The 15,678-nt window shown below is 62.7% G+C and carries 14 protein-coding genes and 1 tRNA gene; 8 read left to right on the forward strand and 7 right to left on the reverse strand.

Annotated features, from left to right (window positions below):
* The first annotated feature begins 9 nt into the window (after window positions 1–9).
* A complete protein-coding gene (locus NKI88_RS06755) occupies window positions 10–348 on the forward strand; it encodes a cupin domain-containing protein (protein ID WP_352459913.1) in 339 nt (112 codons plus the stop codon).
* Between the two features lie 260 nt (window positions 349–608).
* Window positions 609–2,441, forward strand: coding sequence for a DNA helicase RecQ (recQ, locus tag NKI88_RS06760; RefSeq protein WP_352654392.1), 1,833 nt, complete (start codon window positions 609–611; stop codon window positions 2,439–2,441).
* On the opposite strand, the gene NKI88_RS06765 is transcribed toward recQ, so the two are convergent.
* The 3 genes from NKI88_RS06765 to NKI88_RS06775 all read right to left on the reverse strand — a co-directional run bounded on the left by NKI88_RS06765 (window position 2,442) and on the right by NKI88_RS06775 (window position 5,072).
* Window positions 2,442–3,788, reverse strand: a complete 1,347-nt coding sequence (locus NKI88_RS06765) for an ATP-binding protein (RefSeq protein WP_502897941.1) — start codon at window positions 3,786–3,788, stop codon at window positions 2,442–2,444.
* Window positions 3,785–4,522 (reverse strand): response regulator, encoded by a 738-nt coding sequence (locus NKI88_RS06770; RefSeq protein WP_352654323.1) that lies wholly within the window; start codon window positions 4,520–4,522, stop codon window positions 3,785–3,787. Before NKI88_RS06770 ends, NKI88_RS06765 begins: the two co-directional genes overlap by 4 nt.
* Window positions 4,523–4,658: 136 nt before the next feature.
* Window positions 4,659–5,072 carry an organic hydroperoxide resistance protein gene (locus NKI88_RS06775; protein ID WP_023715919.1) on the reverse strand — a complete coding sequence of 138 codons (414 nt, stop codon included), beginning with the start codon at window positions 5,070–5,072 and terminating at the stop codon, window positions 4,659–4,661.
* 232 nt (window positions 5,073–5,304) lie between these two features.
* Here NKI88_RS06775 and NKI88_RS06780 point away from each other — a divergent pair, with 232 nt between their 5' ends.
* The gene (locus tag NKI88_RS06780; RefSeq protein ID WP_352654325.1) at window positions 5,305–6,345 is read left to right on the forward strand and encodes an alpha/beta fold hydrolase; all 1,041 of its coding nucleotides are present in this window, start codon (window positions 5,305–5,307) and stop codon (window positions 6,343–6,345) included.
* A 345-nt stretch (window positions 6,346–6,690) separates the two neighbouring features.
* On the opposite strand, the gene NKI88_RS06785 is transcribed toward NKI88_RS06780, so the two are convergent.
* Window positions 6,691–7,629, reverse strand: coding sequence for an AraC family transcriptional regulator (locus NKI88_RS06785; protein ID WP_352654327.1), 939 nt, complete (start codon window positions 7,627–7,629; stop codon window positions 6,691–6,693).
* Window positions 7,630–7,756: 127 nt separating this feature from the next.
* On the opposite strand from NKI88_RS06785, the gene NKI88_RS06790 reads away from it, so the two are divergent.
* A complete protein-coding gene (locus NKI88_RS06790) occupies window positions 7,757–8,650 on the forward strand; it encodes an SDR family oxidoreductase (RefSeq protein ID WP_352654329.1) in 894 nt (297 codons plus the stop codon).
* A gap of 278 nt (window positions 8,651–8,928) precedes the next feature.
* On the opposite strand, the gene NKI88_RS06795 is transcribed toward NKI88_RS06790, so the two are convergent.
* Entirely contained in the window at window positions 8,929–9,975 is a 1,047-nt protein-coding gene (locus tag NKI88_RS06795) for a class I SAM-dependent methyltransferase (RefSeq protein WP_352537819.1), read from the reverse strand.
* A gap of 267 nt (window positions 9,976–10,242) precedes the next feature.
* On the opposite strand from NKI88_RS06795, the gene NKI88_RS06800 reads away from it, so the two are divergent.
* Window positions 10,243–12,222: a putative bifunctional diguanylate cyclase/phosphodiesterase gene (locus tag NKI88_RS06800; RefSeq protein ID WP_023824285.1), complete on the forward strand. Its 1,980-nt coding sequence runs from the start codon at window positions 10,243–10,245 to the stop codon at window positions 12,220–12,222.
* A 140-nt stretch (window positions 12,223–12,362) separates the two neighbouring features.
* Here the strand turns inward: NKI88_RS06800 and NKI88_RS06805 are convergent.
* A tRNA-Ser gene (locus NKI88_RS06805) sits at window positions 12,363–12,452 on the reverse strand.
* A gap of 368 nt (window positions 12,453–12,820) precedes the next feature.
* Between NKI88_RS06805 and NKI88_RS06810 the strand changes: the two genes are divergently transcribed.
* The 3 genes from NKI88_RS06810 (at window position 12,821) to NKI88_RS06820 (ending at window position 14,617) form a co-directional block, all read left to right on the forward strand.
* Window positions 12,821–13,528, forward strand: a complete 708-nt coding sequence (locus tag NKI88_RS06810; protein WP_023700236.1) for a 50S ribosomal protein L21 — start codon at window positions 12,821–12,823, stop codon at window positions 13,526–13,528.
* 99 nt (window positions 13,529–13,627) lie between these two features.
* A complete protein-coding gene (rpmA, locus tag NKI88_RS06815) occupies window positions 13,628–13,897 on the forward strand; it encodes a 50S ribosomal protein L27 (RefSeq protein WP_015315190.1) in 270 nt (89 codons plus the stop codon).
* Window positions 13,898–14,029: 132 nt separating this feature from the next.
* Entirely contained in the window at window positions 14,030–14,617 is a 588-nt protein-coding gene (locus NKI88_RS06820) for a GNAT family N-acetyltransferase (protein WP_023752650.1), read from the forward strand.
* A gap of 191 nt (window positions 14,618–14,808) precedes the next feature.
* Here NKI88_RS06820 and NKI88_RS06825 read toward each other — a convergent pair whose 3' ends face one another.
* On the reverse strand, window positions 14,809–15,672 hold the full coding sequence (locus tag NKI88_RS06825) for an endonuclease/exonuclease/phosphatase family protein (RefSeq protein WP_352654332.1): 864 nt from the start codon (window positions 15,670–15,672) through the stop codon (window positions 14,809–14,811).
* Window positions 15,673–15,678 lie beyond the last annotated feature (6 nt).

A 15,678-nucleotide genomic window follows, 5' to 3' on the forward strand; every position in this document is an offset into this window, starting at 1 on the left:
GAAACAGTCATGATCGAGCATAAGATTTTTGCCCAACCCGGCGAGAGCGCGTGGACGCCGACGCCGGACGGCAACAGACGCCGCGTTCTCGTCTCCACCGATGAGCTGATGATGGTCGAGTTCGGCTTCGACAAGGGGGGCGTCGGCGCACTGCATTCGCACCCGCATGTCCAGGCCAGCTATGTCGCCGAAGGCCGCTTTGAGGTGACCATCGACGGCCGCATCGAAACAATCGAGACCGGCGGCAGCTTCATCGTGCCGTCCAATCTGGTGCACGGCGTCAAGGCGCTGGAGGCCGGGCGCCTGGTCGACAGCTTTACCCCGCACCGCGCCGATTTCCTGGCCTGAACCTTTTTCGGCAATTCCAGAAACAGGAAACCCGCGCCTACTGGGGAGGCGCGGGCTGTTGCCTGTGCGCTCGTGGCGCAGCGGTACTCGAAACATCGCCGCAGGGTTGGACGGTGCCGCAACATGGTGAAGATAGGTTTAACGATGCCAACCAGGTCGATCGCCGGTGGGGTGTTGCTGCTGCTTGTTGTGGTCACGCAGGGGCTGCGCTAATCGTTCTGTCCCGCCGCTGCTTCGGGCGGCCGATCGAAACATCAGTGATGCAGATATCGACGACGAGCGTGCCGACGCACGATCCCAAACGGCGCGTCCTCAAGGACGTGTTCGGCTTCGACGATTTCCGTCCCGGACAGGCCGCGGTGATGGAGGCGCTGCTTGCCGGCCGTCATGTGCTGGCCGTCATGCCGACGGGTGCCGGCAAGTCGCTCTGCTATCAGGTCCCGGCGCTGGTCAAGGGCGGGCTGACCATCGTCGTTTCACCGCTGGTGGCGCTGATGCAGGACCAGGTTGCCGCACTGCGCCTTGCCGGCGTCGCCGCCGATACGATCAACTCCTCGATCGACCGTGACGCCAATGTCGCGGCATGGCGCCGCGTTGCGTCCGGGCAGACGCGGCTGCTCTACCTCGCGCCGGAACGGCTGATGACCGAGCGGATGCTGGATGCGCTTGCCAGGCTCGATGTCAGCCTGATCGCCATCGACGAGGCGCATTGCATTTCGCAGTGGGGGCCGGCGTTCCGGCGCGAATATGAAGACCTGTCGCAGCTGCGTGGCATCTTTCCCGACGTACCGATCATTGCGGTGACGGCGACGGCGGACGAGACGACGCGGGCAGACATCGAGAGACGGCTGTTTGGCGGGCGTGTCGAAACGCAGGTGCTTGGCTTCGACCGGCCCAACATCAAGCTTGCCATCGAGCCCAAGCAGGACAGCAAGCGGCAGTTGTTCAATTTCATCGGGCGCCATCAGGGGCGCAGCGGCATCGTCTATTGCCTGTCGCGCAAGAAGACCGAAGAGATGGCGGCGTTTCTCGAAAAGAACGGCGTGACCGCGCTCGCCTATCACGCCGGGATGAGCAAGGAGGCGCGCGATGCGAATCAAAACGCCTTCATGACGCTGTCGGGCGTCGTCATGGTGGCGACCATCGCCTTCGGCATGGGCATCGACAAACCCGACGTCGCCTATGTCTTCCACACCGACCTGCCGGGCAGCCTCGAAGCCTATTACCAGGAAATCGGCCGCGCCGGTCGTGACGGGCGGGCGGCGGAGGCGCATATGCTTTACGGGCTCGGCGACATCCGCATGCGCCGCATGTTCATCGACGACGAGGACGCCGCTGTCGAGCACAAGCGCCGTTCGCATGGCCGGCTCGAGACGCTGATCGGCTATTGCGAGACGGCCGAGTGCCGCCGCCAGGTGCTGCTCGGTTATTTCGGTGAAGAGGCGGTCCCTTGCGGCAATTGCGACAATTGCCTGGAACAGGCGCCGCGCGCCGACGGCACCGCCGAGGCGCGCCTCATCCTGGCGGCGGTGGCGCAGAGCGGCGAGCGCTTCGGCGCCGGCCATGTCATCGACATCCTGATCGGCCACGAGACTGAAAAGATCGCGGCAAGGGGGCATCACAGGCTGGCAGCCTTCGGCAATGGCGCCCCGCACAAGAAGGATTTTTGGCAATCTATGATTCGCCAGCTGGTCGCGAACGGTTTCCTGATGCCGGACCCGGCCGGCCATGGCGGGTTGGCCATCGCGGACAAGGGCCACGCACTCGGCCGGGGCGAGGTGCCGTTCCAGTATCGGGTCGAGATGCGCACGCGCGCCGCGCGCCGCGCGGCTCGTGCCGGGCAGAGCCCCCAGAGCGAAAATGTCGATGCGTCGCTGCTCGCGGCGCTCAAGACGGTGCGGCTGCGGCTGGCCAAGGAACGCCAAGTGCCAGCCTATGTGGTGTTTTCGGATCGTACACTGATCGACATGGCCGAGCGTCGTCCGCAAGACCTCGACGATTTCGCCGGGGTCAACGGCGTAGGTGCGGCCAAGCTCAAGGAGTTCGGCAAGGTTTTTCTGAGCGCCATTGCCGAACATCAAGCTGGCGGGTGACTACGCGTTGCGGCTCGCCTGCATCCGATCTGGCAAATGGATTTCGGCGATCAATCCGCCGCCGCTTCGGTTTTTCAGCTCCAGCCTGCCTTCGATAGCAAGCGACAATTGATAGGCGATTGCCAGGCCTAATCCGGCGCCTCCGCTGCCCCGGTTTCGCGATTGCTCGAGGCGGAAGAACGGTTGCAGGACCGCTTCGAGCTGGTCTTGCGGAATGCCGGGGCCGCGATCGAGCACACTTATGACGACGTGGTCTCCAAGCCCTTTTGCCGCCAGGACTTCCGCCTTGCCGGCAAACTTCAGCGCATTGTCGACGAGGTTGGTGAGGATGCGCCGCAGCGCTTGCGGGCGCGTCACCACCGCGGCATCGATTTCCGCACCGGCCGACACGGCCTTGCCGGTGTCCTGGTAGTCGTACACCAGGCTTTCGACGAAGGAGCCGAGGTCGATCCGCGACGGCTTTTCGAGGCTGCCGCGGGCACTGCGGGCATAGGCCACGCCCTCATGCACGAGGTTCTCGATCTCGGCCAGATCGTGCATCAGCTTCTCTTTCCCCGGCGTCTCGTCCGACAGTTCGGCGCGCAGCTTCATGCGCGTGATCGGCGTCTGCAGATCATGGGAGATCGCGGCAAGGATCTGCATGCGCTCTTCGAGGTGCTCGGCAATGCGCTCGCGCATCGAATTGAAGGCGGTCGCCGCATGCGCGACTTCCAGAGGCCCTGATTCGCTCAAGCGCGGCGTGGGCTTACCCGGATCGAGTGTGTCGGCGGCGTTGGCCAGATCGACCAGCGGACGGATGACCAGACGGACGGCGAACCAGCTGCACAGCACGAGCAAAAGCAGCTGCGCCACCAGCACATAGGGCAGCCATCGCGCCAGCGGCATCAGCGAGGGGTGGACATCGATGGTCAGCGGTGCGCCATCGCTTAGCGTCAAATGCGCCTGAAGACGGTTTCCGTCAGCGGGAATGGCCTCGACCCTCACTAGGAAACGCGGGCCGGCTGCAGCGCTTATGGTCGCGCCTATCAACGGGCCTCTGCCGGTCAGCTCGGGCACGCCCGGCACTCCCGGTCCCAACACATAGCGATAGGTGTTCCGGTCGAGCAGCGGCAGCCATTGCGCCCGTTCCGCCGCGGGAACGCGGTCGAGGATGGCGATCGCAGCCTTCACATCCCTGTCCAGCGTATCGGTCATGATCGTCTGGGCCGAGGCGAAGCGCTCTGCGATCAGGAGCACAAAGGAAAGACCCTGCGCCACGATCAGGCCGGCGAGCAGGATCAGGAACAGCCGGGAGCGCAATGTGCGCGGCCAGGGCCGGAAGCGCTGCAATGTCGCCATCTGGCTCAACCCGGCTCGCTGATTTCGACAGGCATCGACAGCACATAGCCTTGGCTGCGAACCGTCTTGATGTAGGCCGGTTCGCGCGCATCGTCGCGCAGGCGCTGGCGCAGGCGGCTGACCAGCAGGTCGATGGAGCGGTCGAAGATCTCCGCTTCGCGCCCCTGCGTCAGGTTGAGCAGCTGGTCGCGGTTCAGGACACGCTGCGGATGGTCGACGAAGACGCAGAGCAGCCGGTATTCGGCGCCGCTGAGTGCGATCGCGGTGCCATCCTCGTCGAGAAGGTGACGTGCCACCGTGTCGAGACGCCACGCACCGAATTTCAGCAGACGCCCGGTCTCCGTCACCTGGAGATTTGGCGGCAGCATGCGGGTTCGCCGCAGCACCGCGTTGATGCGGGCCAGAAGCTCGCGCGCGGCGAAAGGTTTCACCAGATAGTCATCCGCGCCCAGCTCCAGGCCGATGATCCGGTCTGTTTCGTCGTTGCGGGCGGTCAGCATCAGGATAGGCGTTGCCTTGTGCTTGCCGGCGCGCAATTGCCGGCACAGAACGAGGCCGTCATCGCCGGGCATCATCACATCGAGGATGATGAGGTCGACGGAATCAGTATCGAGGAAGGCGCGCATCTGCCGGCCGTCCGGCACGGCGGTGGCGCGCAGGCCGTTCTTCTTGAGGTAGCCCGAGACCAGCTCGCGGATTTCGCGATCGTCATCGACGATCAGGATGTGATCGACATGATCCATCGTGGATGCTTCCTGTCTTCTTCGCCTGATGTCACCTGTACATTTTCCCTGGGGAAAGTGCATCAAGCGCCGCCGGCAGTGTATCCGCGAGACGCGATAAGCTGCCGGCTGCGATGCCGTTGTTTTTGCCAGTTGGCTAGACCAGCTCGATGGTGACGCCGATATTACCACGCGTGGCCTTGGAGTAGGGGCAAGTCTGATGCGCCCCTTCCACCACAGCGCGGGCAGTCTCCCGATCCACACCGGGAAGGCTGACATTGAGACGAGCCTGGAGCAGATAGCCACCCTCCGATGTCGCGAGGTCGACTTCGGCATCGACGGCGACATCGGACGGCAAGGCGACATTCATCTTGCGTGCCGCCAGGCCCATGGCGCCGATGAAGCAGGCCGACCAGCCGGCGGCAAACAGCTGCTCCGGATTGGTGCCGGCGCCGGTACCGGGCGGTGAAAGCTTGATGTCGAGGTGGCCGTCCGAGCTGCGGGATGCACCGTCGCGGCCGCCCGTGGTGTGGGTCTTGCCGGTGTAGAGAACTTTTTCGATCGTGGTCATGGGGATCATTTCCTTGAGGGAGGATAGCGTTGCGTCGAAGGCCAGGAGGCCCGCGATATCCGCATAAGAGGCGCACGACGTATCCCGAATGTGTGCTGATCGGCTGGAAATGTATCTCAGTGTGTCCGGGTGCCGGATTGCTACTTCAGCTTTCAATTTCGGCGCATGGGAACACATGCGAGATACACCGGGGCCATCCTTTCCAGCCGGTATCAAATCAGTAGGAGAAACCATGACCGACGAAATCAACCACGACCGCCGCCGCTTCTTCGGTACGGCGGCCCTAACCCTCGCCGCCGCCGGCCTGGCCGGCTCGGCCGGCGCACTGGCCAGTACGGCAAAGGCGGCGACCCTGCCCACGCCGGGGGCGAATACGACCTTCGCCGCGCTGAAGCAGATCAAGGCCGGCGTCCTCGATATCGGCTATGCCGAGGCTGGTCCGGCCGATGGGTCGCCGGTCATTCTCCTGCATGGCTGGCCCTATGATATCTACGCCTTTGTCGAAGTCGCGCCGCTGCTGGCGTCGGCGGGCTACCGGGTGATCGTGCCCTATCTTCGCGGCTATGGCACGACGCGCTTCCTGTCAGCTGAAACGATGCGAAACGGCCAGCAATCGGTGGTCGCCCAGGACATTGTAGCCCTGATGGATGTGCTCGGTATCCCCAAGGCTATCCTTGCCGGTTTCGACTGGGGCGCGCGTTGCGCCTGCATCATTGCGGCGCTGTGGCCGGAGCGTGCAAAGGCGCTGGTCTCGGTGAGCGGCTATCTCGTCAGCAACATCAAGACCGGCAAGGTGCCGCTGCCGCCGAGCGCCGAGCATGACTGGTGGTACCAGTTCTATTTCGCCACCGAGCGCGGCGCGGCCGGCTACGACAAATACCGGCATGATTTCGCCAAGCTGATCTGGCAGACGGCGTCACCGAAATGGAATTTTGACGACACCACTTTCGACCGCAGCGCCGCGGCCTTCGACAATCCTGACCATGTCGCCATCGTCATTCACAATTACCGCTGGCGCGGCGGGCTGGCGGCGGGCGATCCGCAATATAATGAGCTCGAAAACCGGCTTGCCGCTGGCCCCATCATTGGCGTGCCGACAATCACGCTGGAGGGCGACGCCAATGGCGCGCCGCACCTTAACCCAAAGGCCTATCGCAACAAGTTCTCGGGCAAATATGAGCATCGGACGATCGCGGGCGGCATCGGCCACAATCTGCCGCAGGAAGCGCCGCAGGCTTTCGCCCAGGCCGTCATCGACGTCGACAGCTATTGATCCTGTCGCTGGAAACGAAACGGGCGGCCAGTGGCCGTCCGTTTGTGGGAAGACACGAAGCGCCTCCTAGACAGTTCTGGTGAAGGGTTTCACAGAGGCGGCCGTAGATACAGCTAATATGCCCGAATTCAGCGAAGGCAATAGACCGCCATTCGTATTGCGTTCGCTGAGCTTCGGGCGACGTTTACAGCTTGCATGAAACGAACGGGGCGCGCCGAATTTTCGGCGCCCGTCTGGCTATGGGAGCAGGGCATGGACGAGAACCATCTGGCGATGTCGTTCACCGAGTTTCGTTCGCGCTACAGCCTCTAAGGGCAAGGTAATCAAGGCGATCGGATCGCCGCCTCAGGCGGCATCGCGTTCGGCCTGCGCAGTCAGGTCCGGCTCCCGGCGGCTGTATTGGCGCGGCGAACAGCCCATGACGCGCTTGAATGCCGTGCTGAATGCGCTTTCGGATTCGTAGCCGAGCGCCAGCGCGATGACGGAAACCGGATCGCCGGAATGCATCAGCCTGTCGCCGGCCAGCATCATGCGCCAGCGCGTCAGATAATCCAGGGGTGAGGCCCCGACCGTCTGCTTGAATCTGAGCGCAAAAGTCGATCGCGACATGCCGGCGCGCCCCGCCAGTTGCTGCAATGTCCAGCCATGCGCCGGGTCCTCGTGCATGGCGCCGATCGCCGCGCCGATCTGCCTGTCGGTCAGCGCGAACAGCCAGCCGACATTGCCTTGCGCCGTCATATGCAGGCGCAAGGCCTCGATCAGGATCATGTGGGCGAGGTGCTCGACGATGAGAAAGCCGCCGGGACGCCGCTGGCGCAATTCCTGCATCATCCGCTCCACCGGCCAGCGCAGCGCCGAATGGTCGCTCTCGGCGCGGATGTGGACGATGGGCGGCAGCATCCGCAACAGGATGCCGGCATGGTCGCCGGACAGCGTGAAGCGACTGCTGACGAGGAGGAAATCGCCGCCGCCATTATGGACAGTGATGCCGCCGGTGCGTGCCGGTGAAAAGATCGTTCGGGCATCGACCGTCGTCAGGCCGAGATCGCTGGCAAGCCGGAAAGGGCGGCCGCGCGGCAACAGGAAACAGTCGCCCACGTCCAGCCGCACCGCGTCAGGGACGCCCTCGACCGACAGCCAGCATCGGCCGGACACCACGGCGCCGCATTTGATGGCGGCCTGCTGGTCAGGAAACTGGATCGCCCAGTCGCCACCGGTTTCCAGCCCAGCCGACAGGTAATTGCGCGGCTTCAGTAGCGACAGCACGTCTGACAGCGGATCCATGAGCGTTCTCGGACGATTGCGAAGATATCTCGGATTTTACAGTATAGATCGTATGATCGCAACCTTCTATCTCCTTCGGCAACGGGCTGCCTGTACGGCCTTCGCCGAAAACCAAGGAGAAATGATCATGCGTGTGTTCGTTACCGGGGCTACCGGTTTTGTCGGTTCGGCTGTTGTGCGGGAATTGCTCGGGGCGGGCCATCAGGTGCTTGGCCTCGCGCGGTCGGAAGCAGGTGCGGAGTCGATCGTGGCCGCGGGCGCCGAGGCGCATCGCGGCGATATCGAGGATTTCGAGAGCCTGCGCAGCGGCGCTGCCCAATCGGATGGCGTCATCCACACGGCCTTCAACCACGACTTTTCGAGATTCGCCGCCAGTTGCGCAGTTGACCAGCGCGCCATCGAAACGCTCGGCGCGGCGCTCGAGGGTTCCGAGCGGCCGCTGCTTGTCACCTCCGGACTCGCCGGTTTTGCTCAGGGAAGGCCGGCAACCGAAGACGACAAACCTGCGCCTCCATCGCTCTCCATGCCGCGCGCTTCGGAAGCAACGGCCGTGGCGCTCGCAGCGCGCGGGGTGCGCGCATCGACGGTGCGGCTGGCGCCGACCGTCCATGGCGAGGGCGATCACGGTTTCGTGCCGATGCTGATTGCCATTGCGCGTGAAAAGGGCGTCTCGGCCTATGTCGGCGACGGCGCAAATCGCTGGGCGGCGGTGCACCGGTTCGACGCCGCCACCCTGTACAGGCTGGCGCTGGAGAAGGGGGCGGGCGGCGTCAGCTATCATGCGGTTGCCGAACAGGGCGTGGCGAGCAAAGAGATCGCCGAGATCATCGGCCGCCGGCTCGGCCTGCCGGTCGTTTCCATAGGCCCTGAGGACGCGGCTGCGCATTTCGGCTTTCTCGGGCATTTCATCGGCAGGGACTTGTCGGCGTCAAGTGAGCAGACCCGCACTGCGCTGGGATGGCAGCCGACCGGGCCGGGGCTCATCGCCGATCTCGATCGTGCCCGCTATTTCGAGGCCTGATCAGGCCGGCCAGTCGCGTTGCATTGCACGACCGACAGCCTGGCGATCAGCGGCAGTGCCAGCAACACGGCCAGACGCAGCCCGCCGAGCGGGCAGCACCGTCGTGCTGCTGGAACCGCCGCCACATGTGTATGGCGGCAAGCACAACGAACACGGCGTAGAGGCCGCCCGCCGCCGGGACGACCTGCTCGCCCGTCGCCGGAAAGCCGGCGAAGGCATGGCCTCGTCATGGCAGACCTACCTTGTTACGGGGATGCGCGCGCGATTCCCGCGCCTAGTTAGAAATCGCCCTTCCTCACCTTGCCGTAAACGATATTCCGGTTCGAGCCATAGTAGACTTTCGCGTCGAAAGGACTCCCGCCGAGGGCGGCATTGATGATGTCCCACATATCGTCGGCCGAACGTAGGATGAGCGGCCAATCCATGAAAGTCTCCATGTAACCATCCGTCGTTATCTCGTCGCTGAAATTGGCAAACAGGAATTCGCCACCGGGCTTGACGAGTTCCATGGCTCTTTGAAGCAGGCGGACGCCGATGGCACGCGGCAGGTAATCGTAAAGCCCCGATGCGTAGACGAGATCGAATGTGCCAAGGGCGTAGGCGCGGCGCAGGATGCCGCGTACGGAACCCTGGACTGCCTCGACTGCCGTGCCGGCAAAGTCGTGGTTCACCGTGGCTACGCTGACGGGGTCCTGATCCAGGCCGATCCAACGCTGCAGTTTATGCCTGGCCAACGCGTCGGAGCGTTCGGCTTCCCTGAGGTGGCCGCAGGCAATCGCCAGCACCTCAGCCTTTTCCACACTGCTGGCCGTCTCGTCCACGGTCCTGGCCAGAATATCCCGCCGCTCGCGCCCCGCCACCGAACTGGCAGCTTCACTGGTGTACGCATAGATTTGCCGACCAAGTAAGGTCGACGAGGCCACGATCTCGTCGGCGATCGGATGCTTGTAGTAAATATCCAGCAGGCCTGCATCGCCCGAATACCCGCGCGGTTTTTCGACCGACCACCGCGTGAACGGGTCCTGGAGCAAATATTCCGCGACCCGATGCTGCTGAGCCAAAGGAACGAGTTTCTGCCAAACCGCGGTAGCAACCTGCCGGCGGAGCTTGTGGAGTCGCCCCGCCAAACGATGGACGACGGGGGCGGCCGGTTTGTTTCGCGCAAAGGCTTGATGAGCAAGGTCCAGTATCAGGGCGAGCTGGGCCGTGCTGTCCCTCAACTCGTCGGAGTCAGCTGCCTCTTCGGAGGTCGCAACATGTTTCTTCATCAGCCTGGTGGTGACCAGGCTGTATTGGTCGAGCTGCAGTTTTGGCTTGATAGGCATGCCGTTTACTCTCCGGTTTACCGCCCCGGTCCCCGGCCGACAGCATAGGTGCGCCGCCGACCAATGCTAACAATTTTAATAAAATTTTAGTAAAATTTTAATCAATGGAACGGCCATCAATCCTGCAAACTGGCTAAATCCGAACCGCCCGTTTACCCTCGGTTAGCGACATCTGACTTTTCCTGCGGACAGGGGCGTCTTCATTCCCCGACCGCAGGCGACGTCGGCTGTCGCATTCGCTACTGCAGATCGCGGAGGAGCGTTGCGATGCAACTGAGCGAGGACGTTGCCCACAAGGTGGCGGCAGCGATTGGACGTCCGCGGTGGCATTCCGCCGATCCGGAACTGCTGGCGCTGTTCCTGCAGAAGGATGCCGATGAGAATCGCAGTCTCGTGCGATGGGGTATTGCGGCTGCTGTATTCAGCTATGTGGCCTATGGCCTCTTCGATTGGTTTCTTTTTCCGGATATCGCCGGCCGGCTTGTTTTGACCCGCGTTACGCTAGGGATCACTTCCCTGGCGCTTGTCGAATTTGTCGCCCGACGGGGCTTTGCCCTTGCCACCTTGCACCTTGTAGCAGCGCTGGCGATTGTATCCGGTGCCCTTGGGTGGCTCGTCTCCGCTGTTGGAACAGAGCATCAGGATGCCCTCTCCCATTTCATGGTTTTTGGCACCGTGTTCATCCTGGGTGCGAATCTGTTCTTCAACTTCCGTTTTTGGCTTTCAGCCCTTGCCTCCGCGACGGTCGCCGCAAGCTTTGTGTACGCCGCGATGTTCTCCCTTCAGGCCGACATCGCCGGCCGGGTCGTGTTGTCGGCCTATTTCGTGAACTGCCTCGTCTTGTCGCTTTATCTTTCCTGGCGGCTGAGCCTGGAGCGGTACCAGACTTTCCTGCACGCGCTTCGGGCACAATTCCAGGAGCAGGCTGCTATCAAGAAGGGGCAAAAGCTAACTGAAATCGCCGACACCGATCCGCTCACGGGAATGAAGAACCGCAGGGCGATCATTCGAGAATTCTCGGAGCTGCGCGAAGACTGGGCCGCGGACGACGACGAGATAGGCCTCATTCTGATCGACGTCGACTACTTCAAAAGGTTCAATGACGGACTTGGTCATCAGGCCGGCGACGATTGCCTGATCAAACTCGCCCATGTCCTTTCCGAGATGGCGGCTGCCAACAACGCCATCGCGGCCCGCTATGGCGGAGAAGAATTCGTCATTCTCTGCAAGGTCACCGGGCGGGCTCACCTTCATGAGATAACGAAGAAATTCTGTCGCGCTGTAGAGGATTTGGATATCTATCACCCTGATCGGGGCGACAAGCTCAACATCGTCACGATCAGTGCCGGAGCGTCGTTGACGCGCGCCGATCAGAGCATAGAGCTTAGAATCCTGCTGCAGGAAGCTGACCGCGCGCTCTACGCGTCCAAGTTTGCCGGTCGGGCTACGTTCACGATTTACGACCCGCATGCCACCAGCCAGGATCGCTCCGGCGAAAATCTTTCAGAACTGCTGAAGGTGGCAGTTTCCAACCAGCTCGTTTCCGTCGCTTACCAGCCAATTCGCGAGCTGGCGTCGGGACGCGTGCTGGGCCACGAGAGTCTGATGCGGGTATGCGACTTCGACGGCACCATGATCAGTCCGTCCGTATTCATACCCGTTGCCGAGCAGACCGGAGCGATCGTGGAACTGGGTACGTGGCTGATCGATCGAGCCTGCGGTGACATGGCGGAATATGGATTGGGCTCGGTCGTGACGGTGAACGTCTCCGTTCTTCAGCTCAAGGCTCCCAACTTTTCACTCCGGATCACCGAGATCCTTGGCAGGCACGGCCTTGCGCCCCAGAAACTGGCCATCGAAATCACCGAAGGCAGTGACATCTTTCTGGAGGCGCAAGCGGTAAGAAACGTGGAGCGGTTGCGAAAACTCGGCGTTCAGATCTGGCTGGACGACTTCGGAACGGGATTTGCCGGCCTGACATGGCTCCGCCGCTTCAAATTCGACGTGGTCAAGATCGATCGCAGCTTCCTCCACGATTGCCAGACCTCTCGCGGCTTGAGCCTGTTGCGGGACATGGTCGGGCTGCTTCGCAATCTCGGCCATGTCGTGCTCGCCGAGGGCGTCGAAACGGAGGAGCAGTACATATTGCTGCAGCGCCTGGGGGTAAATTTGATGCAGGGCTTCCTCACCGGGCATCCAGTCCCGATCGAAGAGGTAAACCAAATGAGGCAAGGCCTTGTTGCCTAGCGGCAGCCCCTTCGCTGAAGCTTCGGAGGGCATCCTGCTTCGTTCCGGTCCCCCTACGCTACTTCGTAGCTTCGGGCGACACTCCTACGCCCAGATGCGGTTCCGGGTGGCCTGCCACCCGAAGCCCGCAGGGCGTAGGGTGGCGGAGAGGGAGGGATTCGAACCCCCGATGGGCTTGCACCCATGCCGCATTTCGAGTGCGGTGCATTCGACCACTCTGCCACCTCTCCGCGGTCATGGTCGGCCGTTGCCGGCGCGGCGCACTAGATAACGGCTGGGCGGGCAGGTTACAAGGCCAAATCCGCGGGGGAATTCAGCTTCCTGTGCGGGCTCTGTCTGGAGGGCTGCGTTGCGGCCACGTCGGCAGATGGGGCCAACCGGTCCTCGACCGGAGAGATCGGGGGCGGCAAGGAGGCGGCGTGGCCAAGGATTCCGCCCGTTTGCCTTGACTCGTACCGAACCTTCGGTTAGGGGAAGCGCGCAATCGGCGTGGAGGGTTCTTCCACGCCGCTTGTTTTTCGAACCCGCAGACTGACAAAAGACGGCCGAACCGCGTGACGCGGCTCATCGAGGCCGACCGAACAGCGAAAGGCAAAAAATGTTCGCAGTCATTAAAACGGGCGGTAAGCAGTATCGCGTTGCCGCCAACGATCTCCTGAAGATCGAGAAGCTCGAAGCCAATGTCGGCGATATCGTCGAAATCGGCAGCGTCCTCGCCCATGGCGAAGGCGAAAATGTCACCTTCGGCGCCCCGTTCGTCGATGGCGCTCTGGTCACGGCGGAAGTCGTCGAGCAGGGCAAGAACCGCACCGTCATCGCTTTCAAGAAGCGCCGCCGGCAGAATTCGCGCCGCAAGATCGGCCACCGCCAGCTTCTGACCACCGTGCGGATCGCCGAGATCCTGCTGGGTGGCGCCAAGCCTTCCAAGAAGGCCGCAGCCAAGGTGGAAGCCAAGGAAGTCAAGGCTGACGTAGCGCCCGAGGCGAAGGCTGAGGCCGCGCCGAAGGAAGCCAAGGCGAAGAAGGAAGCCAAAGCCGAGGCTGCTCCGAAGGATGAAGCCAAGACGGAGACCGCCGTCGCCGCGCCGCTGTTCAAGGCGCCGAAGGGCGAGCCGGACGATTTGGCCGTGATCAAGGGCATCGGCCCGGTTGCCGCCGGCCAGCTGCACGAGCAGGGCATCACCACCTTCGCCCAGCTTGCCAAGCTGTCGGACAAGGACGTGGCCAAGATCGACGCGCACATGCCCTTCAGCACCGACCAGATCAACGACTGGCGCGAGCAGGCCAAGGAACTGGCGAAGAAGTAAAACGAACCGGCGACAAGGTCGCCGGATCGGACTTGAAACGGAACGCGAACGCGTTCATAAGACCATTCAAGCGCCCCAGGGCGCATCGGAGTTAGTTAGATGGCACACAAGAAAGCTGGCGGCTCGTCGCGCAACGGTCGCGACTCGCATTCCAAGCGTCTGGGCGTGAAGAAGTTCGGCGGCGAAGCCGTCATCCCGGGCAACATCATCATCCGTCAACGCGGCACCACCTGGCATCCCGGCGTCAATGTCGGCATGGGCACGGACCACACCCTTTTTGCGCTCGAGACCGGCGCAGTCACCTTCAACAAAAAAGCCAACGGCCGAACCTACGTATCGGTCAACCCGATTACCAAAGCCGCGGAGTAGCCGGTTCCGCACTATAAAACCGGCGCCCATCTCGGGAACCGGTGTCTGGCCAAACCAGTGAATGGAGCCAGGAAAAGGATCAGGGGAGATGGGTTTTCCATCTCCCCTTTTTTCTTGCCTGGAGGACGTCGAATGGTTGCCGAAGCGGAAGACACCGAAGACGAAAGTTACGCGATAGATTGCCCGGTGCTGGCCACGGAGCGGCTGGTGATGCGCGCCCCGTGTGAAGCCGACATCGCGCAACTGGTCGAGCTTGCCGGCAACCGTCACGTCGCCGAGATGCTGGCCCGCATGCCGCACCCCTATGGCGAGGCCGAGGCACGCGCCTTCCTGGCCATGACCAGGTCGCGCCGGGCCGGCATCGCCTACGCCCTGACGCTCGCCGGCACCGACATTTTCGTCGGCTGCGCCGGCCTCAACATGACCGATCGCGGGCTGGAACTCGGCTACTGGATCGGCGAGCTCTATTGGAAGCGCGGCTATGCGACGGAGGCCGCGCATGCGTTGGTCGACCTCGCCTTCCAACGGACGTCGATCCAGGTGCTGCAGGCTTCGACGCGGGTGATCAATCCGGCCTCGCGCCGCGTCATCCACAAATGCGGCTTCCAGTATGCCGGCCAGGGCATGCTGAACTCGATCGTCGCCGGCCAGGTGCCGGTCGAGCGGTACCGGCTGGACAGAAAGACCTGGATCAGTCTTCGAAACTGGGTGCATTTCTAGGTGTTTTGATATTCAGGTGAGGCCGGCCTGCAAACGCGGGTTTATGCGCTTCCGGTGCACGTACTTAAGTACGCTCCGCTCCGGTTCTCGAAAACCAGTGTTTTCGGCTCGGCCTGACCTGAATCTCAACACACCTAGCGCGTGCCTCCAAACGACAGGTTTGGCAACGTTGGTTGTGGATCGGACTCAACTCAGCCCATCTCGACCCAAATCGGGAGATGGTCCGAACCGACCGCTTGACGGTCGACCCACAGGCGCTTCAGCGATCCGGCGAGCGAGGCCGAGGTGAAGATGTAGTCTATGCGCTTGTGGCGGCTTGTGTCTTCGGGTCGCGTGGGATCGACCCAGGTGACGACGTCTGGTGTGTTCAGGCGCTGGGCGACGTCGACGGCGAGATCGGCGGTCAGCGGCATACCGAATTCATGGTCCGGGCGGCCGACGAGTTCGACATATTCGGGCGAGCCGGGCAGCATGTTGAAGTCGCCCATGACGATGAAGGCTTCGGGATAGGGCAGGTCCGGCAGGCCGATCTCGGGAATGCCGGAGAGGCCGCCGCCCTCGAAGGCATAGTTCAACAGGCGCTGGCGCAGGAACCGGATCTGGCTGGCGCGTTCAACCGGACTGCGATGGTCGAGATGCGTGGAATAGAAGCGGATGAAGCCGAGCGGGGTCTCGACCAGCGCCTCGAGCGCGCCGCGCTGGAAGTTCATCGCCTCAAGGCTGCGGCTGCGCGGCAAAAGCAGATTGCGCGACAGATGGATCGGCGTCTTCGACAGCACCATGTTGCCGAGCTGGAAAGTGGTGGTGATGGCGCGGCCGGCCTCCAGGCGCGAGCCTACATTGACCTCGAAATTGCTGCCGTAGGCGGCAAAATATTGGGGCAGCGCCTCGCCGATCTCGGCGACCATGTCGCGGTTGCCGTTCCTCGGATTGTTGCGGGTCACTTCCTGCAGCGCGATCACGTCGGCGCCGCGAACCGCCGCGGTGATGCGGCCGAGATCGTAGCGGCCATCCAGACCGATACCGTACTGGATGTTGTAGCTTACAACCTTCATTCCCGC

It is taken from the genome of Mesorhizobium sp. M0317, assembly GCF_040321555.1.
In the GTDB taxonomy this organism is placed as follows: domain Bacteria; phylum Pseudomonadota; class Alphaproteobacteria; order Rhizobiales; family Rhizobiaceae; genus Mesorhizobium.